This is a genomic window from Vagococcus penaei (assembly GCF_001998885.1).
In the GTDB taxonomy this organism is placed as follows: domain Bacteria; phylum Bacillota; class Bacilli; order Lactobacillales; family Vagococcaceae; genus Vagococcus; species Vagococcus penaei.
Map to the genome: position 1 here is coordinate 1,271,845 of NZ_CP019609.1, position 15,788 is coordinate 1,287,632.

At 37.9% G+C, this 15,788-nt stretch carries 30 protein-coding genes; all 30 read right to left on the reverse strand.

The genetic code is table 11. The annotated features are described in order from the left end of the window. Positions 1 to 300: 300 nt before the first annotated feature. The 30 genes from rplQ to tuf all read right to left on the reverse strand — a co-directional run bounded on the left by rplQ (position 301) and on the right by tuf (position 15,757). On the reverse strand, positions 301 to 687 hold the full coding sequence (gene rplQ / locus BW732_RS05935) for a 50S ribosomal protein L17 (RefSeq protein ID WP_077275911.1): 387 nt from the start codon (positions 685 to 687) through the stop codon (positions 301 to 303). A 35-nt stretch (positions 688 to 722) separates the two neighbouring features. Further along, a complete protein-coding gene (locus BW732_RS05940) occupies positions 723 to 1,661 on the reverse strand; it encodes a DNA-directed RNA polymerase subunit alpha (protein ID WP_077275912.1) in 939 nt (312 codons plus the stop codon). Positions 1,662 to 1,742: 81 nt separating this feature from the next. Further along, positions 1,743 to 2,132, reverse strand: a complete 390-nt coding sequence (rpsK, locus tag BW732_RS05945) for a 30S ribosomal protein S11 (RefSeq protein WP_077275913.1) — start codon at positions 2,130 to 2,132, stop codon at positions 1,743 to 1,745. Positions 2,133 to 2,161: 29 nt separating this feature from the next. Further along, a complete protein-coding gene (rpsM, locus tag BW732_RS05950) occupies positions 2,162 to 2,527 on the reverse strand; it encodes a 30S ribosomal protein S13 (protein ID WP_077275914.1) in 366 nt (121 codons plus the stop codon). 18 nt (positions 2,528 to 2,545) lie between these two features. Continuing rightward, positions 2,546 to 2,659, reverse strand: a complete 114-nt coding sequence (rpmJ, locus tag BW732_RS05955; protein WP_009488082.1) for a 50S ribosomal protein L36 — start codon at positions 2,657 to 2,659, stop codon at positions 2,546 to 2,548. A gap of 31 nt (positions 2,660 to 2,690) precedes the next feature. Then, positions 2,691 to 2,909 carry a translation initiation factor IF-1 gene (gene infA, locus BW732_RS05960; protein ID WP_077275915.1) on the reverse strand — a complete coding sequence of 73 codons (219 nt, stop codon included), beginning with the start codon at positions 2,907 to 2,909 and terminating at the stop codon, positions 2,691 to 2,693. Between the two features lie 198 nt (positions 2,910 to 3,107). Then, positions 3,108 to 3,761 carry an adenylate kinase gene (locus BW732_RS05965; RefSeq protein ID WP_077275916.1) on the reverse strand — a complete coding sequence of 218 codons (654 nt, stop codon included), beginning with the start codon at positions 3,759 to 3,761 and terminating at the stop codon, positions 3,108 to 3,110. A 58-nt stretch (positions 3,762 to 3,819) separates the two neighbouring features. Then, positions 3,820 to 5,118: a preprotein translocase subunit SecY gene (gene secY, locus BW732_RS05970; RefSeq protein ID WP_077275917.1), complete on the reverse strand. Its 1,299-nt coding sequence runs from the start codon at positions 5,116 to 5,118 to the stop codon at positions 3,820 to 3,822. Further along, on the reverse strand, positions 5,118 to 5,558 hold the full coding sequence (rplO, locus tag BW732_RS05975) for a 50S ribosomal protein L15 (RefSeq protein ID WP_077275918.1): 441 nt from the start codon (positions 5,556 to 5,558) through the stop codon (positions 5,118 to 5,120). Before rplO ends, secY begins: the two co-directional genes overlap by 1 nt. Before the next feature lie 42 nt (positions 5,559 to 5,600). Next, positions 5,601 to 5,780, reverse strand: a complete 180-nt coding sequence (gene rpmD, locus BW732_RS05980; protein ID WP_077275919.1) for a 50S ribosomal protein L30 — start codon at positions 5,778 to 5,780, stop codon at positions 5,601 to 5,603. Between the two features lie 11 nt (positions 5,781 to 5,791). Continuing rightward, the gene (gene rpsE / locus BW732_RS05985) at positions 5,792 to 6,292 is read right to left on the reverse strand and encodes a 30S ribosomal protein S5 (RefSeq protein WP_077275920.1); all 501 of its coding nucleotides are present in this window, start codon (positions 6,290 to 6,292) and stop codon (positions 5,792 to 5,794) included. A 20-nt stretch (positions 6,293 to 6,312) separates the two neighbouring features. Next, positions 6,313 to 6,669 (reverse strand): 50S ribosomal protein L18, encoded by a 357-nt coding sequence (gene rplR, locus BW732_RS05990; protein WP_077275921.1) that lies wholly within the window; start codon positions 6,667 to 6,669, stop codon positions 6,313 to 6,315. Between the two features lie 22 nt (positions 6,670 to 6,691). Further along, complete coding sequence (gene rplF / locus BW732_RS05995; RefSeq protein WP_077275922.1) at positions 6,692 to 7,228, reverse strand: 50S ribosomal protein L6; 537 nt, start codon at positions 7,226 to 7,228, stop codon at positions 6,692 to 6,694. A gap of 29 nt (positions 7,229 to 7,257) precedes the next feature. Further along, complete coding sequence (rpsH, locus tag BW732_RS06000) at positions 7,258 to 7,656, reverse strand: 30S ribosomal protein S8 (protein ID WP_077275923.1); 399 nt, start codon at positions 7,654 to 7,656, stop codon at positions 7,258 to 7,260. Between the two features lie 34 nt (positions 7,657 to 7,690). Next, a complete protein-coding gene (locus BW732_RS06005; RefSeq protein WP_077275924.1) occupies positions 7,691 to 7,876 on the reverse strand; it encodes a type Z 30S ribosomal protein S14 in 186 nt (61 codons plus the stop codon). An 18-nt stretch (positions 7,877 to 7,894) separates the two neighbouring features. Further along, positions 7,895 to 8,434: a 50S ribosomal protein L5 gene (gene rplE, locus BW732_RS06010; RefSeq protein WP_077275925.1), complete on the reverse strand. Its 540-nt coding sequence runs from the start codon at positions 8,432 to 8,434 to the stop codon at positions 7,895 to 7,897. A gap of 27 nt (positions 8,435 to 8,461) precedes the next feature. Continuing rightward, complete coding sequence (gene rplX, locus BW732_RS06015; RefSeq protein ID WP_077275926.1) at positions 8,462 to 8,773, reverse strand: 50S ribosomal protein L24; 312 nt, start codon at positions 8,771 to 8,773, stop codon at positions 8,462 to 8,464. A gap of 34 nt (positions 8,774 to 8,807) precedes the next feature. Continuing rightward, complete coding sequence (rplN, locus tag BW732_RS06020) at positions 8,808 to 9,176, reverse strand: 50S ribosomal protein L14 (RefSeq protein ID WP_077275927.1); 369 nt, start codon at positions 9,174 to 9,176, stop codon at positions 8,808 to 8,810. 50 nt (positions 9,177 to 9,226) lie between these two features. Further along, entirely contained in the window at positions 9,227 to 9,493 is a 267-nt protein-coding gene (gene rpsQ, locus BW732_RS06025; protein WP_077275928.1) for a 30S ribosomal protein S17, read from the reverse strand. 23 nt (positions 9,494 to 9,516) lie between these two features. Further along, the gene (gene rpmC, locus BW732_RS06030) at positions 9,517 to 9,711 is read right to left on the reverse strand and encodes a 50S ribosomal protein L29 (RefSeq protein ID WP_077275929.1); all 195 of its coding nucleotides are present in this window, start codon (positions 9,709 to 9,711) and stop codon (positions 9,517 to 9,519) included. After that, positions 9,701 to 10,135: a 50S ribosomal protein L16 gene (gene rplP, locus BW732_RS06035; protein ID WP_077275930.1), complete on the reverse strand. Its 435-nt coding sequence runs from the start codon at positions 10,133 to 10,135 to the stop codon at positions 9,701 to 9,703. The genes rpmC and rplP overlap by 11 nt, the downstream gene beginning before the upstream one ends. Before the next feature lie 2 nt (positions 10,136 to 10,137). Then, the gene (rpsC, locus tag BW732_RS06040) at positions 10,138 to 10,794 is read right to left on the reverse strand and encodes a 30S ribosomal protein S3 (RefSeq protein WP_077275931.1); all 657 of its coding nucleotides are present in this window, start codon (positions 10,792 to 10,794) and stop codon (positions 10,138 to 10,140) included. A 14-nt stretch (positions 10,795 to 10,808) separates the two neighbouring features. Continuing rightward, entirely contained in the window at positions 10,809 to 11,156 is a 348-nt protein-coding gene (gene rplV, locus BW732_RS06045; protein WP_077275932.1) for a 50S ribosomal protein L22, read from the reverse strand. Positions 11,157 to 11,175: 19 nt separating this feature from the next. Beyond that, positions 11,176 to 11,454: a 30S ribosomal protein S19 gene (gene rpsS / locus BW732_RS06050; RefSeq protein ID WP_077275933.1), complete on the reverse strand. Its 279-nt coding sequence runs from the start codon at positions 11,452 to 11,454 to the stop codon at positions 11,176 to 11,178. A gap of 45 nt (positions 11,455 to 11,499) precedes the next feature. Further along, complete coding sequence (rplB, locus tag BW732_RS06055) at positions 11,500 to 12,333, reverse strand: 50S ribosomal protein L2 (protein WP_077275934.1); 834 nt, start codon at positions 12,331 to 12,333, stop codon at positions 11,500 to 11,502. 34 nt (positions 12,334 to 12,367) lie between these two features. Further along, positions 12,368 to 12,655, reverse strand: a complete 288-nt coding sequence (gene rplW, locus BW732_RS06060) for a 50S ribosomal protein L23 (RefSeq protein ID WP_077275935.1) — start codon at positions 12,653 to 12,655, stop codon at positions 12,368 to 12,370. Next, positions 12,655 to 13,278, reverse strand: coding sequence for a 50S ribosomal protein L4 (gene rplD, locus BW732_RS06065; RefSeq protein WP_077275936.1), 624 nt, complete (start codon positions 13,276 to 13,278; stop codon positions 12,655 to 12,657). The genes rplW and rplD overlap by 1 nt, the downstream gene beginning before the upstream one ends. A gap of 24 nt (positions 13,279 to 13,302) precedes the next feature. Next, a complete protein-coding gene (gene rplC, locus BW732_RS06070) occupies positions 13,303 to 13,935 on the reverse strand; it encodes a 50S ribosomal protein L3 (protein WP_077275937.1) in 633 nt (210 codons plus the stop codon). Positions 13,936 to 13,960: 25 nt separating this feature from the next. Next, on the reverse strand, positions 13,961 to 14,269 hold the full coding sequence (gene rpsJ / locus BW732_RS06075) for a 30S ribosomal protein S10 (RefSeq protein WP_077275938.1): 309 nt from the start codon (positions 14,267 to 14,269) through the stop codon (positions 13,961 to 13,963). Positions 14,270 to 14,569: 300 nt separating this feature from the next. Further along, positions 14,570 to 15,757, reverse strand: coding sequence for an elongation factor Tu (gene tuf / locus BW732_RS06080; RefSeq protein ID WP_077275939.1), 1,188 nt, complete (start codon positions 15,755 to 15,757; stop codon positions 14,570 to 14,572). Between the last annotated feature and the right edge of the window lie 31 nt (positions 15,758 to 15,788).

Here is a 15,788-nt window from a genome sequence, read left to right on the forward strand (position 1 = left end):
TGACATCGTTCCCATCATTTTTTTCTTTAAAAAAAAGCTTCATTCTATTTTTAATAAATCGATTATTAAAAATACAAGGAAACATTCTACTGTCTAGTATTCGGTTGGTCGAGACAATGTACATAACTTTATCAAATAAAGCGTTATTATTCAATCTATAAAAAAAGCACTTTATATGATGAGAGCTTACCCTCTGATTCAACAACCAGAGGGTAAGCACCGAGCTAGACTCGGAGAATAATCTCCAACATCATAACACTCTAAAAGAATCATCTATAAAGTGATGCATAACAAAATGTATTAAACTAATTCAATGATAACCATTGGGGCAGCGTCTCCACGGCGTTGTCCTTTTTTAAGGATGCGTGTGTATCCACCTTGACGGTCAGCATAGCGAGGTGCTAAGTCACTGAATAATTTTTGTAAAGCTGTCTCTTGGACGATAGTTTCTCCATCTTCCGCTAAGCGAGCTTCTGTTAATTCATTACGAACAAAAGTAGCTGCTTGACGACGAGCATGAAGATCTCCGCGTTTACCTAAAGTAATCATTTTCTCTGTTGTCGAACGAATTTCCTTAGCACGAGCTTCAGTTGTTTCAATGCGTTCGTTGATAATTAAATCAGTTGTTAAATCACGAAGTAAAGCTTTTCTTTGGCTACTTGTGCGACCTAATTTACGATAACTCACGTCGTATTCCTCCTTTAATCAGGTAATTATAATGATTAATCTTCTTGGCGTAGGCCAATTCCTAAATCAGCTAGTTTAGCTTTCACTTCTTCTAGTGATTTACGGCCTAAGTTACGAACCTTAATCATTTCGGCTTCAGATTTATTTGTTAATTCCTGTAACGTGTTGATCCCAGCACGTTTTAGACAGTTGTATGAACGAACAGATAAGTCTAATTCCTCGATTGTTGTTTCCAACATCTTTTCTTTTTGTGTTTCTTCTTTTTCGATCATGATTTCAGCATTTTTCGCTTCATCTGTTAGATTAACAAAGATATCTAAATGCTCAGTCAAGATTTTAGCAGCTAAACTAATAGCTTCTTGAGGAGCAATTGATCCGTCAGTCCAAACATCTAAAGTTAATTTGTCAAAATCATCACGACGACCTACACGTGTATTTTCTACTTGGTAGTTCACGCGATTTACTGGAGTGTAGATAGAATCCACCGGTAATACACCAATTGGCATATCTTCCGATTTGTTTTCGTCAGCTTGAACATATCCACGACCAGGTTTAACTGTTAAACTAGCACGGAATGTTGAGCCTTCAGCTACACTACAAATAAATAAATCTTTATTCATAATTTCAACATCACTATCAGTAATGATATCGCCCGCTGTTACTTCAGCCGGACCAGTAATATCGATTTCTAAAGTTTTCACTTCTTCTGTGTAAAGTTTTAATGCTAACCCTTTAATATTTAATATTATTTGAGTCACATCTTCACGTACACCTGGAACAGTTGAAAATTCGTGTAAGACACCATCTATCTGTAGATTGGTGATTGCAGCACCTGGAAGAGATGACAATAAAATACGGCGTAAGGAATTTCCTAAAGTCGTTCCATAGCCTCTTTCAAGTGGTTCGATGACGAACTTGCCATAATCTCGGTCTTCATCAATCTTTGTGATTCTTGGTTTCTCAAATTCAATCATTCTTATCTATACCCCTTTCAAAACGAAAAGTGTCCTGCTCAATGTCGCTAAGTATCCTAACAAAGGAAATAATCTCTCTCATTAAACACGACGGCGTTTTGGAGGGCGACATCCATTGTGAGGAACTGGAGTAACGTCACGAATTGCTGTCACTTCTAATCCTGTTGCTTGTAATGAACGAATTGCTGCCTCACGACCAGAACCAGGTCCCTTAACAGTTACGTCAACAGTTTTTAAGCCATGTTCCATTGCTACTTTAGCTGCAGTTTCTGCTGCCATTTGAGCTGCAAATGGAGTTGCTTTTTTACTACCTCTAAATCCTAATGCACCAGCTGATGACCAAGAAATAGCATTTCCATGTACATCTGTTAGCATCACAATTGTATTATTGAATGTAGAATGGATATGAGCCACACCTGATTCAATATTCTTTTTAACTCGACGTTTACGAGTAACTTTTTTTGCTACCATGAAGCTTTAAACCTCCTTCACTCTAATGATTATTTTTTCTTACCAGCGATTGAACGAGCTGGGCCTTTTCTAGTACGTGCATTATTTTTCGTGTTTTGTCCACGAGTTGGTAATCCACGACGATGACGCATACCTCTGTATGAACCAATTTCCATCAAGCGTTTGATGTTTAAGTTCGTTTCACGACGTAAGTCACCTTCAACTTTTAATTTATCAATTGCTGCACGGATAGCATCAGTTTGATCATTTGTTAGATCACGGACACGAATGTCTTCTGATACACCAGCTTCAGCTAAAATGTCTTGTGCTGTATGTTTTCCGATACCATAAATATAAGTAAGCGAAATAACTACACGTTTATCACGAGGAATATCTACACCTGCAATACGAGCCATTATTCGTTACACCTCCCTTTATCCTTGACGTTGTTTATGTTTTGGGTTTTCACAGATAACCATAACTCGACCTTTACGACGAATTACTTTACATTTTTCACAAATGGGTTTTACTGATGGTCTTACTTTCATGATTATACCTCCTTGATTTTACGGAGTACAATTATTTAAAGCGATAAGTAATACGGCCACGAGTTAAATCGTATGGAGATAACTCAACAGTCACCTTGTCTCCTGGTAAAATACGAATGTAATGCATTCTAATTTTACCTGAAACATGTGCCAAAATGACATGTCCATTTTCCAATTCAACTTTAAACATTGCATTCGGCAAAGTTTCGACGACTGTACCTTCTATTTCGATCATTTCTTCTTTCGCCACAACTAGTACCTCCTTATTACATTGTTTTGCATCAATAATGCTGACAAACGGAACAATAGAACTAATTTTTCTTTCCAACCCGACTATTATAACATAAGTCATTAGATATAGAAAGTTGACTGTAAGATTTTAACATAGTTCCAATCATCCAGTCAAGAAAATTAAGTTCCACATCAATAGTTAGATAACTAGAATGACTTAGTTGTTAGAATCGATAAGTTGTTTAATATCAACAAACACATCTTGAATATCACGATTACCGTCAATAGCGTGTAACACACCTTGGTTTTCGTAGTAATCTAAAATTGGTTTAGTATTTTTAATGTTAACAGCTAAACGGTTTTTAACTGTCTCTGGCTTATCATCTTCGCGTTGGTAAAAATCATGTCCACCACAACGATCACAAGTTCCATCCACTTTTGGTGGGTTATAAACTTTATGATACGTAGCGCCACAAGTACGACAGATAAAACGACCAGCTAAACGTTCAATTAGAACTTCTTCTTCGACATGAATATTTAGTACATCATCAATCTTTTTGCCTAATCCATCTAAAATTTTATCTAATTCTTCTGCTTGAGCCAGTGTACGTGGAAATCCGTCTAATAAAAATCCTTTTTCCGTATCAGCTTGTGCTAAACGATCTCTAACAATCCCATTAGTCACTTCATCAGGAACTAATTCACCATTATCAATAAAAGCTTTTGCTTTTACGCCTAAAGGTGTTTCGTTCTTCATAGCATCACGGAACATATCTCCAGTCGAAATATGTGGAATTCCATAAGTGTCAATAATTCTTTCAGCTTGTGTTCCTTTTCCTGCTCCTGGCAACCCCATTAAAATGAGATTCATACGTCTTCCTCCTTAAGTTCGAGAAAAGTGCTGAGGCACAAACCTCAACACACCACTCTTACTCTCTGATAAAACCAGTGTACTGACGTTTTAACAGTAATCCTTCTAGCTGCTTGTTTGTATCAAGAGCCACACTGATAACAATCAGTAAACTAGTACCACCAAGACCGATTGAAGGAGGTAAATCCCACAAATTGCCGGCAATAATAGGAAGAATTGCTACTAAACCTAAGAAAATTGAACCAACTGTACTTAACTTCATAAGAAGTTTAGAAATGAAGGTTTCGGTTTCTTTACCAGGTCGTACACTTGGAATATAACTTCCTTGCTTTTGTAAGTTCTCAGCAACTTTCTCAGGATTAACCTGAACAAAGGCATAGAAGAATGTAAAAGCAATAATCAGAATCGTATAGACTATCCCGCCTGGAATAGTTGTATAATTAAAAATTTGCGTAAGCACTTCATACCAGCCTTCGCCGCTATAAGAACGTTCTAAAGGTGTCAAGAAGGCTTGCGGTGTTGCAATTAACGAACTAGCAAAGATTACTGGAATAACTCCAGCCGCATTCACTTTTAATGGTAAATAACTACTTTGCGGTGCGCCTGCAACGCGTTTTGTATATTGAATAGGGATTTTGCGTTCAGCTTGTTGAACGTAAGTTACTAAGGTTACCACAACTAAAACCGCGATAACTAATGCAACAAACAAAGCAATCGACTGAGCTAAATGTCCAGACTCAACATTTACAAATAATGCCTCATAAATTTCTCTAACGTTGCTTGGGAACCGTGCAATGATACCCGCGAAGATAATCATTGAGACCCCATTACCAATACCGTATTCAGATATTTGTTCACCCATCCAGGTAACAAACATTGTACCAGCTGTTAGAATGACTCCAATTGTGACATACGTCCCAACAGTTGGAGATTTAACTAAACCTGCTCCAGTAAAGTAGTTAAATCCAGCCGTAATAGCAATAGACTGGAAAAAACCTAATACTAGAGTCAAATACCGGGTCCATTGGTTCAGCTTACGCCGACCAACTTCACCTTGCTTTGACCACTCAACAAATTTAGGAACAATATCCATTTGCAATAACTGGATAATGATTGATGCGGTAATATAAGGGGAAACTCCCATTGCAAAGATAGAAAAGTTTTCCATTGCATTACCACTTACTGTATTAAACATAGCTACAAGAGCTAAATTATTTAATTCAAGCACTGCTTTTGCATCAACGCCTGGGACAGTAATATGGGCTCCTACTCTAAACGCGAAGAGAATGAATAGCGTAAAAAATATCTTATTACGGATATTTTTTACCTTAAACGAATCCTTCAACAGTTTAAACATTAGATCACCTCAATTGATCCACCAGCTGCTTCAATTGCAGATTGAGCTGATTTAGAGAATTTAGCTGCTTTAACAGATAATTTTTTAGATAATTCGCCATTACCTAAAACTTTGATTCCTGCTTTAGCATCTTTTACAATCCCTGCTTCAATTAAAGTAGTTGGTGTAACTTCTGCACCATCTTCAAAACGATTTAATACATCAATATTAACAACAGCGTAATCTTTACGGTTGATATTAGTAAATCCACGTTTTGGTAAACGACGGAATAAAGGTGTTTGACCCCCTTCAAATCCTAGACGTACTTTACCACCTGAACGTGATTTTTGACCTTTTTGACCACGACCTGATGTTTTACCATTTCCAGATGATGATCCACGACCTACACGATTACGTACATGTCTTGATCCCTCTGCCGGATGTAACTCATGAAGTTTCATTAACTCGGCACCTCCTTAAAGTAGTTTCTTGAAATTATAAATCTAAATTTCTTCTACGTCCACTAAATGTGAAACTGTATTAACCATACCTTTGATGGCTTCGTTGTTAGGTTTAACAACAGTTGAATTAGTTTTTTTCAAACCTAATGCTTTTACAGTATCACGTTGGTTTTGAGGACGTCCAATGACACTACGTCTTAACGTAATTTTTAATTCACTCATTTTTAGTCCCCCTATCCGATTAATTCATTCACAGAAACGCCTCTTAATGCGGCAACTTCTTCTGCTTTCTTCAATCTATTTAATCCTTCAAGCGTTGCGCGAACAACGTTTACAGGTGTGTTTGAACCTAGTGATTTACTTGTAATATCTGAAATACCTGCTAATTCAAGTACGGCACGAACTGGTCCACCAGCTGCAACTCCAGAACCGGCAACAGCAGGTTTCATTAAGATGCGTCCACCACAGAATGATCCAATTACTTCGTGAGGAATTGTAGATCCAACCATAGGTACTTCAATTAAGTTTTTCTTAGCGTCTTCAACGGCTTTGCGGATTGCTTCTGGTACTTCTTGAGCTTTACCAGTTCCGAATCCAACATGACCATTTCTATCACCAACTACGACTAAAGCAGCAAAACGTAAACGACGTCCACCTTTAACAACTTTAGAAACGCGATTAATACCAACAACGCGGTCTTCAAGATCGAATTGTCTAGCGTCAATATTACTCATGAATGGTGTTCCTCCTTTTCCTAAAATTCTAGTCCATTTTCACGTGCTGCTTCGGCTAAAGCTGCTACACGGCCATGGTAAAGGTATCCACCACGGTCAAAGACTACTTTTTTAATACCTTTTTCTGTTGCTTTTTTAGCGATTGCTGTACCAACAGCTTTCGCATCTTCAGTTTTATTTTCTGCTGTAATATCTTTATCTACAGTAGAGGCACTTGCAAGCGTCACACCCGCTACGTCATCAATTAATTGAGCGTAGATGTTTTTGTTTGAACGAAAAACGTTTAAGCGTGGGCACTCAGCAGTACCAGAGATTTTGTTACGTACGCGCTGATGTCTCTTGCGACGCACTTTGTTTTTATCTGGTTTTGTAATCACAATTGTCACCTCTTTTTATTTTCTATTTACCTGTTTTACCTTCTTTACGTCTTACATGTTCGCCTACGTAGCGAATACCTTTACCTTTATATGGCTCAGGAGGACGTACTCCACGGATATTAGCCGCTAATTCTCCAACAACTTCTTTGTTAGATCCTTTAACGATAATTGACGTGTTAGAAGGAACTTCGATTGTTACACCTTCTGGAGCGTCAAAATCAACTGGATGTGAATATCCTACGTTCAATACAAGTTTTTGACCTTGTAATTGTGCACGGTATCCAACCCCGATTAATTCTAATGCTTTTTCAAAACCTTCACTAACACCAACAACCATGTTGTTTAGGTTAGCACGCATTGTTCCATGCATAGTTTTGTTTTCTTTGCTATCGTTCGGACGGCTTAATGTTACAACGCCTTCTTCGATATTTAAAGTAATACTAGGTGCAAACTCACGAGTTAACTCACCTTTAGGTCCTTTTACAGTTACTGTTGTTCCATTTTGTGTTACTGTAACACCTGCTGGAATAACAACTGGTTTATTTCCAATACGACTCACTCAAGACACCTCCTTAATTCTTTTGATTTTTACCAAACGTATGCTAATACTTCTCCGCCAATGTTACGCTCTCTAGCTTCTTTATCAGTTAAGATTCCTTCTGAAGTTGAGATAATTGCTATACCTAAACCATTTAGTACTTTTGGTACATCATCTGATTTAACATAGACACGTAAACCTGGTTTTGAGATACGTTTTAAGTTAGTAATAACGCGTTCTTCGTTTTTACCATATTTTAAGAAAACACGGATGATGCCTTGTTTGTCATCTTCAATGTGTTCTACTTCACGCACAAAACCTTCACGTTGTAAGATTTTTGCGATTTCAAGTTTGATTTTTGATGCAGGTAATTCTAATGATTCGTGTTTCACGATGTTCGCGTTACGAATACGAGTTAAGAAATCTGCAATTGGATCTGTCATCACCATTGAATCATTTACCTCCTTTTACGGTTTACTATTTTTACCAGCTTGCTTTCTTCACGCCGGGAATTTGTCCTTTATAGGCAAGTTCACGGAAGCAAATACGGCAAAGTTTAAATTTACGATAAACTGAATGTGGACGTCCACAACGTTCGCAACGAGTGTATTCTTGTACCGCAAATTTTGCAGGACGTTTGTTTTTAGCAATCATTGATTTTTTAGCCACGTAGTTCGCCTCCTTTAATTATTTTTGGAATGGCATTCCAAGTTGAGCTAATAACTCACGAGATTCTTCGTCAGTGTTAGCTGTTGTAACGACAACAATATCCATGCCTCGAACTTTATCAACTAAATCAAAGTCAACTTCTGGGAAAATTAATTGTTCTTTAATACCTAAAGTATAATTTCCACGTCCATCGAAAGATTTTTTGCTGATTCCGTGGAAGTCACGGACACGAGGTAAAGAAACTGTTACTAATTTATCTAAAAATTCGTACATTCTTTCACCACGTAAAGTTACTTTACAGCCGATTGGCATACCTTCACGCAAACGGAAACCAGCGATTGATTTCTTCGCTTTCGTAATGATTGGTTTTTGTCCAGAGATTAAAGCTAATTCTTCAACAGCTTTATCTAAGTTTTTACTATTTGAAACTGCATCACCCACACCCATGTTAATAACGATTTTATCAACTTTTGGTGTTTGCATTACAGAAGAATAGTTAAATTTTTCCATCAATGATGGAGTTACTTCATTAAGATATTTTTCTTTTAGGCGGTTCATCTAATTAGGTCCTCCTTCCACTATTACTTATTTATCTAAAACTTCACCAGTTTTTTTAGAAACACGGACTTTTTTGCCGTCAACGACTTTGTATCCAACGCGTGTTGGTTCTCCATTAGATGGATCAACCACCATTACATTAGAAACATGAATAGACGCTTCCGTTTCGATAATTCCTCCCTGAGGAGCAGCTGCGCTAGGTTTTTGGTGTTTTTTCATCATGTTGACACCTTCAACGATAACACGGTCTTTTTTAGGAAATGCTTGAAGCACAATTCCTTCTTTGTTTTTATCTTTACCTGTGATAACTTTTACTTTATCGCCTGTTTTAACGAACATCTTGTTTCGCACCTCCTTTAAACATGAGTATGTATTATAACACTTCTGGTGCTAGTGAGACTATCTTCATGAAGTTGTTATCGCGTAATTCACGAGCAACTGGTCCAAAGATACGTGTTCCACGTGGACTCTTATCGTCACGAATAATCACACATGCATTTTCATCAAATTTAATATATGAACCATCAGCACGACGAGCGCCTGATTTAGTACGTACAATAACAGCTTTTACTACTTCGCCTTTTTTGACAACTCCACCTGGTGTTGCGTTTTTAACCGTACAAACAACGATATCACCGATGTTAGCAGTTTTACGACCCGAACCACCAAGTACTTTGATAGTTAACACTTCACGAGCGCCTGAGTTATCGGCAACTTTCATACGAGATTCTTGTTGGATCACTTCAGTATCCTCCTTTCAAACTTTCAGCTTTATCTTTAGGAAAATTCGAATTAAATAATTACTGCTTCTTCAACAACTTCTAATAAGCGGAAGCGTTTTGTCGCAGATAATGGACGAGTTTCCATAATTTTAACGATGTCTCCCATTTTCGCAACGTTGTTTTCATCATGAGCTTTATATTTTTTAGAATATTTAACTCGTTTACCATAAATTTTATGAGTTTTTTTCGTTTCTACAACAACTGTGATAGTTTTATCCATTTTGTCTGAAACCACACGTCCTGTGTAGACTTTACGTTCATTTCTCTCTTGAGTCATCTATAAATGGCCTCCTTCCACTATTACTTAGCAGCTTCTTGTTCACGCAAAACTGTTTTAATGCGTGCAATCGATTTACGAACTTCAGAAACTCGCGCTGTATTTTCTAATTGACCTGTTGCTAATTGGAAACGTAGATTGAATAATTCTTCTCTAAATTCTTTTTCTTTAGCGATCATTTCGGTAGTGGTTAACTCTCTGATATCTTTAACCTTCATTCGATTCACCACCCATTTCTTCACGTTTTACAATTTTAGTTCTAATAGGTAATTTGTGTGATGCTAATCGTAAAGCTTCACGAGCAACTTCTTCTGGTACGCCAGCGATTTCAAACATGATTTTTCCACGTTTAACTGGTGACACCCATCCTTCAGGAGCCCCTTTACCAGAACCCATACGAACACCAATTGCTTTTGATGTATATGATTTGTGAGGGAAAATTTTAATCCATACTTTCCCACCACGTTTCATGTAACGAGTCATAGCAATACGGGCAGCTTCGATTTGACGGTTTGTAATCCAGTGTGAATCAACAGCTTGTAAGCCGTATTCACCAAAAGTTACTTCCTTACCACCTTTAGCTTCACCACGCATTTTACCTCTAAATTCACGACGGTGTTTTACACGTTTAGGTACTAACATGATTATTTCCCTCCTTTCTCAGTGTTTTTCTTAGTTGGAAGAATTTCTCCACGACAAATCCACACTTTAACTCCTAGTTTTCCGTATGTAGTATCGGCTTCTTCCCAAGCATAATCGATGTCTGCGCGGATAGTATGTAATGGAACTGTTCCTTCAGAGTAACCTTCAGAACGAGCCATATCGGCACCATTCAAACGTCCAGAAACCAAAGTTTTAATTCCTTGAGCGCCTGATCTCATTGTACGTTGGATTGCTTGTTTTTGTGCACGACGGAAAGCAACACGGTTTTCTAATTGACGTGCAATTCCCTCTGCAACTAATTTAGCATCTAAATCTGGTTTTTTGATTTCCACGATGTTGATGTGTACTTTCTTACCAGTTAATTTGTTTAACTCTTTACGTAGAGCTTCAACTTCAGAACCACCTTTACCAATAACCATACCTGGTTTAGCAGTATGGATAGACACGTTCACGCGGTTTGCAGCGCGTTCGATATCCACGGTAGAAACAGAAGCATCAGCTAATCTAGTAGCGATAAACTTACGAATGTTTAAATCTTCATGTAAGTAATCAGCATATTCTTTTTCAGCATACCATTTAGCGGTCCAGTCACGGATAACGCCGATACGCATTCCAATTGGATTTACTTTTTGACCCACTGATTAATCCCTCCTTATTTTTCTGATACTACTACTGTAATGTGACTTGTGCGTTTGTTGATTGGTGAAGCAGATCCTTTAGCACGTGGACGGAAGCGTTTCATAGTTGGTCCTTCGTTCACAAATACTTCTGATACTACTAAATTTTCAACATCTAAGTCAAAGTTATTTTCTGCATTTGCAATTGCTGACATAAGCACTTTTTCAACAATACCTGCTGCTTTGTTAGGTGAGAATTTCAAAGTTGAAATAGCCTCTCCTACGTGTTTACCTCTGATTAGGTCAACAACAAGTCTTGTTTTACGAGGTGAAGTGCGAACTGTTTTAGCAGTTGCCTTAGCTGAAGTAATTCTTTCTGACATGTTCGGTTCCTCCCCTCAATTAGCGTTTAGTTTTCTTATCGTCATTGCCATGCCCACGGTAAGTTCTTGTTGGTGCGAATTCACCTAATTTATGGCCTACCATATCTTCTTGAATATAAACTGGAACGTGTTTTCTTCCATCATATACTGCGATAGTGTACCCAATAAAGTTAGGGAAAATAGTCGAACGGCGTGACCATGTTTTAATAACTTTTTTCTTTGTTTCGCCTTTTTGTGCTTCCACTTTTTTCATCAAGTGGTCGTCGACAAAAGGTCCTTTTTTTAAGCTGCGGCCCATCGTGATCCTCCTCTCGAATCTTCATAATGATTTCTAAATAACAAATTATTTAGATTTACGACGACGTACGATAAATTTATCTGATTTAGCTTTTTTACTACGAGTTTTGTATCCAAGTGTTGGTTTGCCCCATGGACTCATTGGAGATGGACGTCCAATTGGTGCTTTACCTTCACCACCACCGTGTGGGTGATCGTTAGGGTTCATTACGCTACCACGTACAGTCGGACGTTTACCCATCCAACGGCTACGACCAGCTTTACCGATGTTAATTAATTCGTGTTGTTCGTTACCTACAGTACCGATTGTTGCACGACAAGTACCTAAGATCATGCGAACTTCTCCTGAGTTAAGACGAACTAATACGTATTTACCTTCTTTACCAAGTACTTGAGCACTTGTTCCAGCAGAACGGATTAATTGTCCACCTTTACCAGGTTTTAATTCGATGTTATGTACAACAGTACCTACAGGAATATTTACTAATGGTAATGCATTACCGATTTTAATATCAGCATTCTCACCAGAAGAAATTTGTGTTCCTACAGTTAATCCTTTAGGTGCTAAAATGTAAGTTTTAACCCCGTCAGTATAGTGAACTAATGCAATATTAGCTGATCTATTTGGATCGTACTCAATTGTTTTAATAGTACCAACCACATTATCTTTATTACGTTTAAAGTCAATTAAACGGTATTGGCGTTTGTGTCCGCCGGCTTGATGACGTACAGTAATTTTACCTTGGTTGTTACGTCCAGCGTTTTTCTTTAAAGGCTGTAATAACGTTTTTTCTGGCGTCGAAGTCGTGATTTCAGCAAAGTCTGAACCAGTCATGTTACGACGGCCATTAGTGGTAGGTTTATACTTTTTAATCGCCACGTGATTTCCCTCCTACTTAAAATTTGATGTTTAATTACTCAGCATCAAAAATTTGAATGTCTTTTGATTCTTCAGTTAATTGTACGATAGCTTTACGACGTTTTTTAGTATATCCAGCGTGTTTACCCATTCTTTTGAATTTTGGTTTCACGTTCATGATATTTACTTTTTTAACTTTTACGCCGAAAACAGCTTCTACAGCTTGCTTAACTAATGTCTTGTTGGCTCTTACGTCAACTTCAAACGTGTATTTTTTGTCGTCCATAGCTGCTACAGACATTTCTGTAATAACTGGGCGTTTGATTACATCGATTAATTCCATTATGCAAGCACCTCCTCTACCTGAGTCAGAGCTGTTTTAGTGATTAATAATTTGTCAGCAGATACTACATCAAGTACGCTTACGTTATCAGATTCTACAATAGAAACATTTGGTAAGTTACGTCCAGATAAAGCTGCAAAATCATTGCCACTTTCTAAAACAACTAATACTTTTGTGTCAACACTTAAGTTTGTTAACATTTGTTTGAATTCTTTTGTTTTTGGAGCATCGAAAGCTAAGCCTTCAACTACTACAAATTTGTTTTCAGCAACTTTTGCAGATAATACTGATTTAATTGCTAAGCGACGAACTTTTTTAGGAAGTTTGTAGCTATAAGAACGTGGTGTTGGTCCAAAGACAACTCCACCTCCACGCCATTGTGGTGAGCGGATAGATCCTTGACGCGCACGACCTGTTCCTTTTTGACGCCATGGTTTACGTCCACCACCGCGAACCGCACTACGGTTTTTCACAGCGTGTGTTCCTTGTCTTAATGAAGCACGTTGCATAATAATTGCATCGAAAACAACATTTTCATTTGGTTCAATGCCAAAAATCGCTTCGTTTAAAGTGATTTCGCCATTTTGAGTTCCATCTTGTTTAAATAATGCTACAGATGTCATTCTTTAGTTCCTCCTCTCCCACAGTTATTTAGCAGCCTTAACTGCTGTTTTAATTTCGATTAATGATTTTTTAGATCCAGGTACATTACCTTTAACTAAAATAACATTTTTATCTGTATCTACTCTAACGATCTCTAAGTTTTGAATCGTCACACGATCTCCACCCATACGACCAGCTAATTTTTTACCTTTTAATACGTGGTTAGGATCAACAGGACCCATTGAACCAGGACGACGGTGGTAACGAGAACCGTGAGACATAGGTCCACGACTTTGTCCATGACGTTTGATAACCCCTTGGAATCCTTTACCTTTTGTTGTACCTGTTACATCAACGATGTCTCCAGCTTGGAACACATCCACTGTAATTTCTTTTCCTACTTCGTATTCTCCAAGCTCAACATTGCGTAATTCTTTAATGAAGCGCTTAGGAGCAGTATTTGCTTTCGCAACATGACCTTTAGCAGGTTTGTTTGACAATACTTCACGTTTGTCTTGGTATCCAATTTGAATCGCTTCATAGCCATCCGTCTCTACAGTTTTAACTTGTAAAACAACGTTTGGTGTTGCTTCGATAACAGTAACTGGAATTAATTCACCATTTTCCGTGAAAACTTGTGTCATTCCTACCTTTTTACCTAAGATTCCTTTAGTCATGAGTACACCTCCATGATCTTATTTTTTATAATTTAATTTCAATGTTTACACCACTTGGTAAGTCTAGCTTCATTAAAGCGTCAACTGTTTTTGGTGTAGGACTTACGATGTCGATTAGACGTTTATGAGTTCTCATTTCGAACTGCTCGCGTGAATCTTTGTATTTGTGTGTTGCACGAATAACTGTATAAACTGAACGTTCTGTTGGTAATGGAATTGGTCCAGAAACCTCAGCACCTGTTCTTTTTGCTGTTTCTACAATTTTTTCTGCAGATTGATCTAATACACGATGTTCATACGCTTTTAAACGGATACGAATCTTTTGTTTTGCCATCTTGTTTCCCTCCTTCGCCTATTTTAAAAGTAGACATAGCTCCACGAAAATTTTTCCAACACGCCTCCATGGCAATGCTCCCTGGCGTGTCGCAACCTCTCGTTTCGACGCCACAATTATTTCCTTTGGATACTGAATACTCTTTTGTTCAGCACCTGTAAAATTATACTAAATAAATACCGATATATCAAGCACTTTTGAGAAGTTTTTCAAAAAAAATTTATTCTTATAAAAAAAGGTTGAAAACCGAAGTTTCCAACCTTACGTCCGAACAGGTAAAACTTATTTAATTTGGATTAATTATCCAACGATTGTAGTTACAACGCCTGAACCAACAGTACGTCCGCCTTCACGAATTGAGAAACGAGTTCCTTCTTCGATAGCGATTGGGTGAATTAAAGTTACGTCCATAGCTACGTTATCACCAGGCATTACCATTTCAGTTCCTTCTGGTAAATCTACAACACCTGTAACGTCAGTTGTACGGAAGTAAAATTGTGGGCGGTAGTTTGTAAAGAATGGAGTATGACGTCCACCTTCTTCTTTAGATAAAACATAAACTTCCGCTTTAAATTTTGTATGTGGAGTGATTGTTCCAGGAGCAGCTAATACTTGTCCACGTTCGATATCATCACGAGATACCCCACGTAATAAAGCACCAATGTTATCTCCAGCTTCAGCGTAATCTAATAATTTACGGAACATTTCAACACCAGTAACTGTTGTTTTCTTAGTATCTTCAGCGATACCAACGATTTCTACTTCGTCTCCAACGCGAACTTGTCCACGTTCAACACGTCCAGTAGCAACTGTACCACGTCCAGTAATTGAGAATACGTCCTCAACTGGCATCATGAATGGTTTGTCAGTGTCACGTTCTGGAGTTGGGATGTACTCGTCAACTGCAGCCATTAATTCTAAGATTTTTGCTTCGTATTCTTCTTCGCCTTCTAAAGCTTTTAATGCAGAACCAGCAACGATTGGAGTATCGTCTCCTGGGAAGTCGTATTCAGTTAATAAGTCACGAACTTCCATTTCTACTAATTCTAATAATTCTTCGTCATCAACCATATCCATTTTGTTTAAGAATACAACGATGTAAGGAACACCTACGTTACGAGATAATAGAATGTGTTCACGAGTTTGTGGCATTGGGCCATCAGCAGCAGATACTACTAAGATAGCGCCGTCCATTTGAGCAGCTCCAGTAATCATGTTTTTAACATAATCCGCGTGTCCTGGGCAGTCTACGTGAGCGTAGTGACGAGCTTCTGTTTCATACTCGATGTGAGACGTGTTAATTGTAATTCCACGTTCTTTTTCTTCTGGAGCGTTATCGATATCAGCATAGTTTTGAGCTTCACCGAAACCGTTTTTAGCTAAAACTGTAGCGATTGCTGCAGATAATGTTGTTTTACCGTGGTCAACGTGTCCGATTGTACCGATGTTAACATGGGCTTTCGAACGATCAAATTTTTCTTTTGCCATTTTTCTAATTCCTCCTAATATTTAAAGGTCA

Bases quoted from the DNA above. Each gene is read 5' to 3' on its own strand.
- BW732_RS05940 (WP_077275912.1), bottom strand. From the start codon at position 1,661: ATGATTGAATTTGAGAAACCAAGAATCACAAAGATTGATGAAGACCGA.
- rpsK (WP_077275913.1), bottom strand. From the start codon at position 2,132: ATGGTAGCAAAAAAAGTTACTCGTAAACGTCGAGTTAAAAAGAATATT.
- rpsM (WP_077275914.1), bottom strand. From the start codon at position 2,527: ATGGCTCGTATTGCAGGTGTAGATATTCCTCGTGATAAACGTGTAGTT.
- rpmJ (WP_009488082.1), bottom strand. From the start codon at position 2,659: ATGAAAGTAAGACCATCAGTAAAACCCATTTGTGAAAAATGTAAAGTA.
- BW732_RS05965 (WP_077275916.1), bottom strand. From the start codon at position 3,761: ATGAATCTCATTTTAATGGGGTTGCCAGGAGCAGGAAAAGGAACACAA.
- secY (WP_077275917.1), bottom strand. From the start codon at position 5,118: ATGTTTAAACTGTTGAAGGATTCGTTTAAGGTAAAAAATATCCGTAAT.
- rplO (WP_077275918.1), bottom strand. From the start codon at position 5,558: ATGAAACTTCATGAGTTACATCCGGCAGAGGGATCAAGACATGTACGT.
- rpmD (WP_077275919.1), bottom strand. From the start codon at position 5,780: ATGAGTGAATTAAAAATTACGTTAAGACGTAGTGTCATTGGACGTCCT.
- rpsE (WP_077275920.1), bottom strand. From the start codon at position 6,292: ATGAGTAATATTGACGCTAGACAATTCGATCTTGAAGACCGCGTTGTT.
- rpsH (WP_077275923.1), bottom strand. From the start codon at position 7,656: ATGGTGATGACAGATCCAATTGCAGATTTCTTAACTCGTATTCGTAAC.
- rplE (WP_077275925.1), bottom strand. From the start codon at position 8,434: ATGAACCGCCTAAAAGAAAAATATCTTAATGAAGTAACTCCATCATTG.
- rplX (WP_077275926.1), bottom strand. From the start codon at position 8,773: ATGTTCGTTAAAACAGGCGATAAAGTAAAAGTTATCACAGGTAAAGAT.
- rpsQ (WP_077275928.1), bottom strand. From the start codon at position 9,493: ATGACTCAAGAGAGAAATGAACGTAAAGTCTACACAGGACGTGTGGTT.
- rpmC (WP_077275929.1), bottom strand. From the start codon at position 9,711: ATGAAGGTTAAAGATATCAGAGAGTTAACCACTACCGAAATGATCGCT.
- rplP (WP_077275930.1), bottom strand. From the start codon at position 10,135: ATGTTAGTACCTAAACGTGTAAAACACCGTCGTGAATTTAGAGGTAAA.
- rplV (WP_077275932.1), bottom strand. From the start codon at position 11,156: ATGTCAGAAAGAATTACTTCAGCTAAGGCAACTGCTAAAACAGTTCGC.
- rpsS (WP_077275933.1), bottom strand. From the start codon at position 11,454: ATGGGCCGCAGCTTAAAAAAAGGACCTTTTGTCGACGACCACTTGATG.
- rplW (WP_077275935.1), bottom strand. From the start codon at position 12,655: ATGGAATTAATCGATGTAATCAAACGCCCAGTTATTACAGAAATGTCT.
- rplD (WP_077275936.1), bottom strand. From the start codon at position 13,278: ATGACATCTGTAGCATTATTTAAACAAGATGGAACTCAAAATGGCGAA.
- rplC (WP_077275937.1), bottom strand. From the start codon at position 13,935: ATGACTAAAGGAATCTTAGGTAAAAAGGTAGGAATGACACAAGTTTTC.
- rpsJ (WP_077275938.1), bottom strand. From the start codon at position 14,269: ATGGCAAAACAAAAGATTCGTATCCGTTTAAAAGCGTATGAACATCGT.
- tuf (WP_077275939.1), bottom strand. From the start codon at position 15,757: ATGGCAAAAGAAAAATTTGATCGTTCGAAAGCCCATGTTAACATCGGT.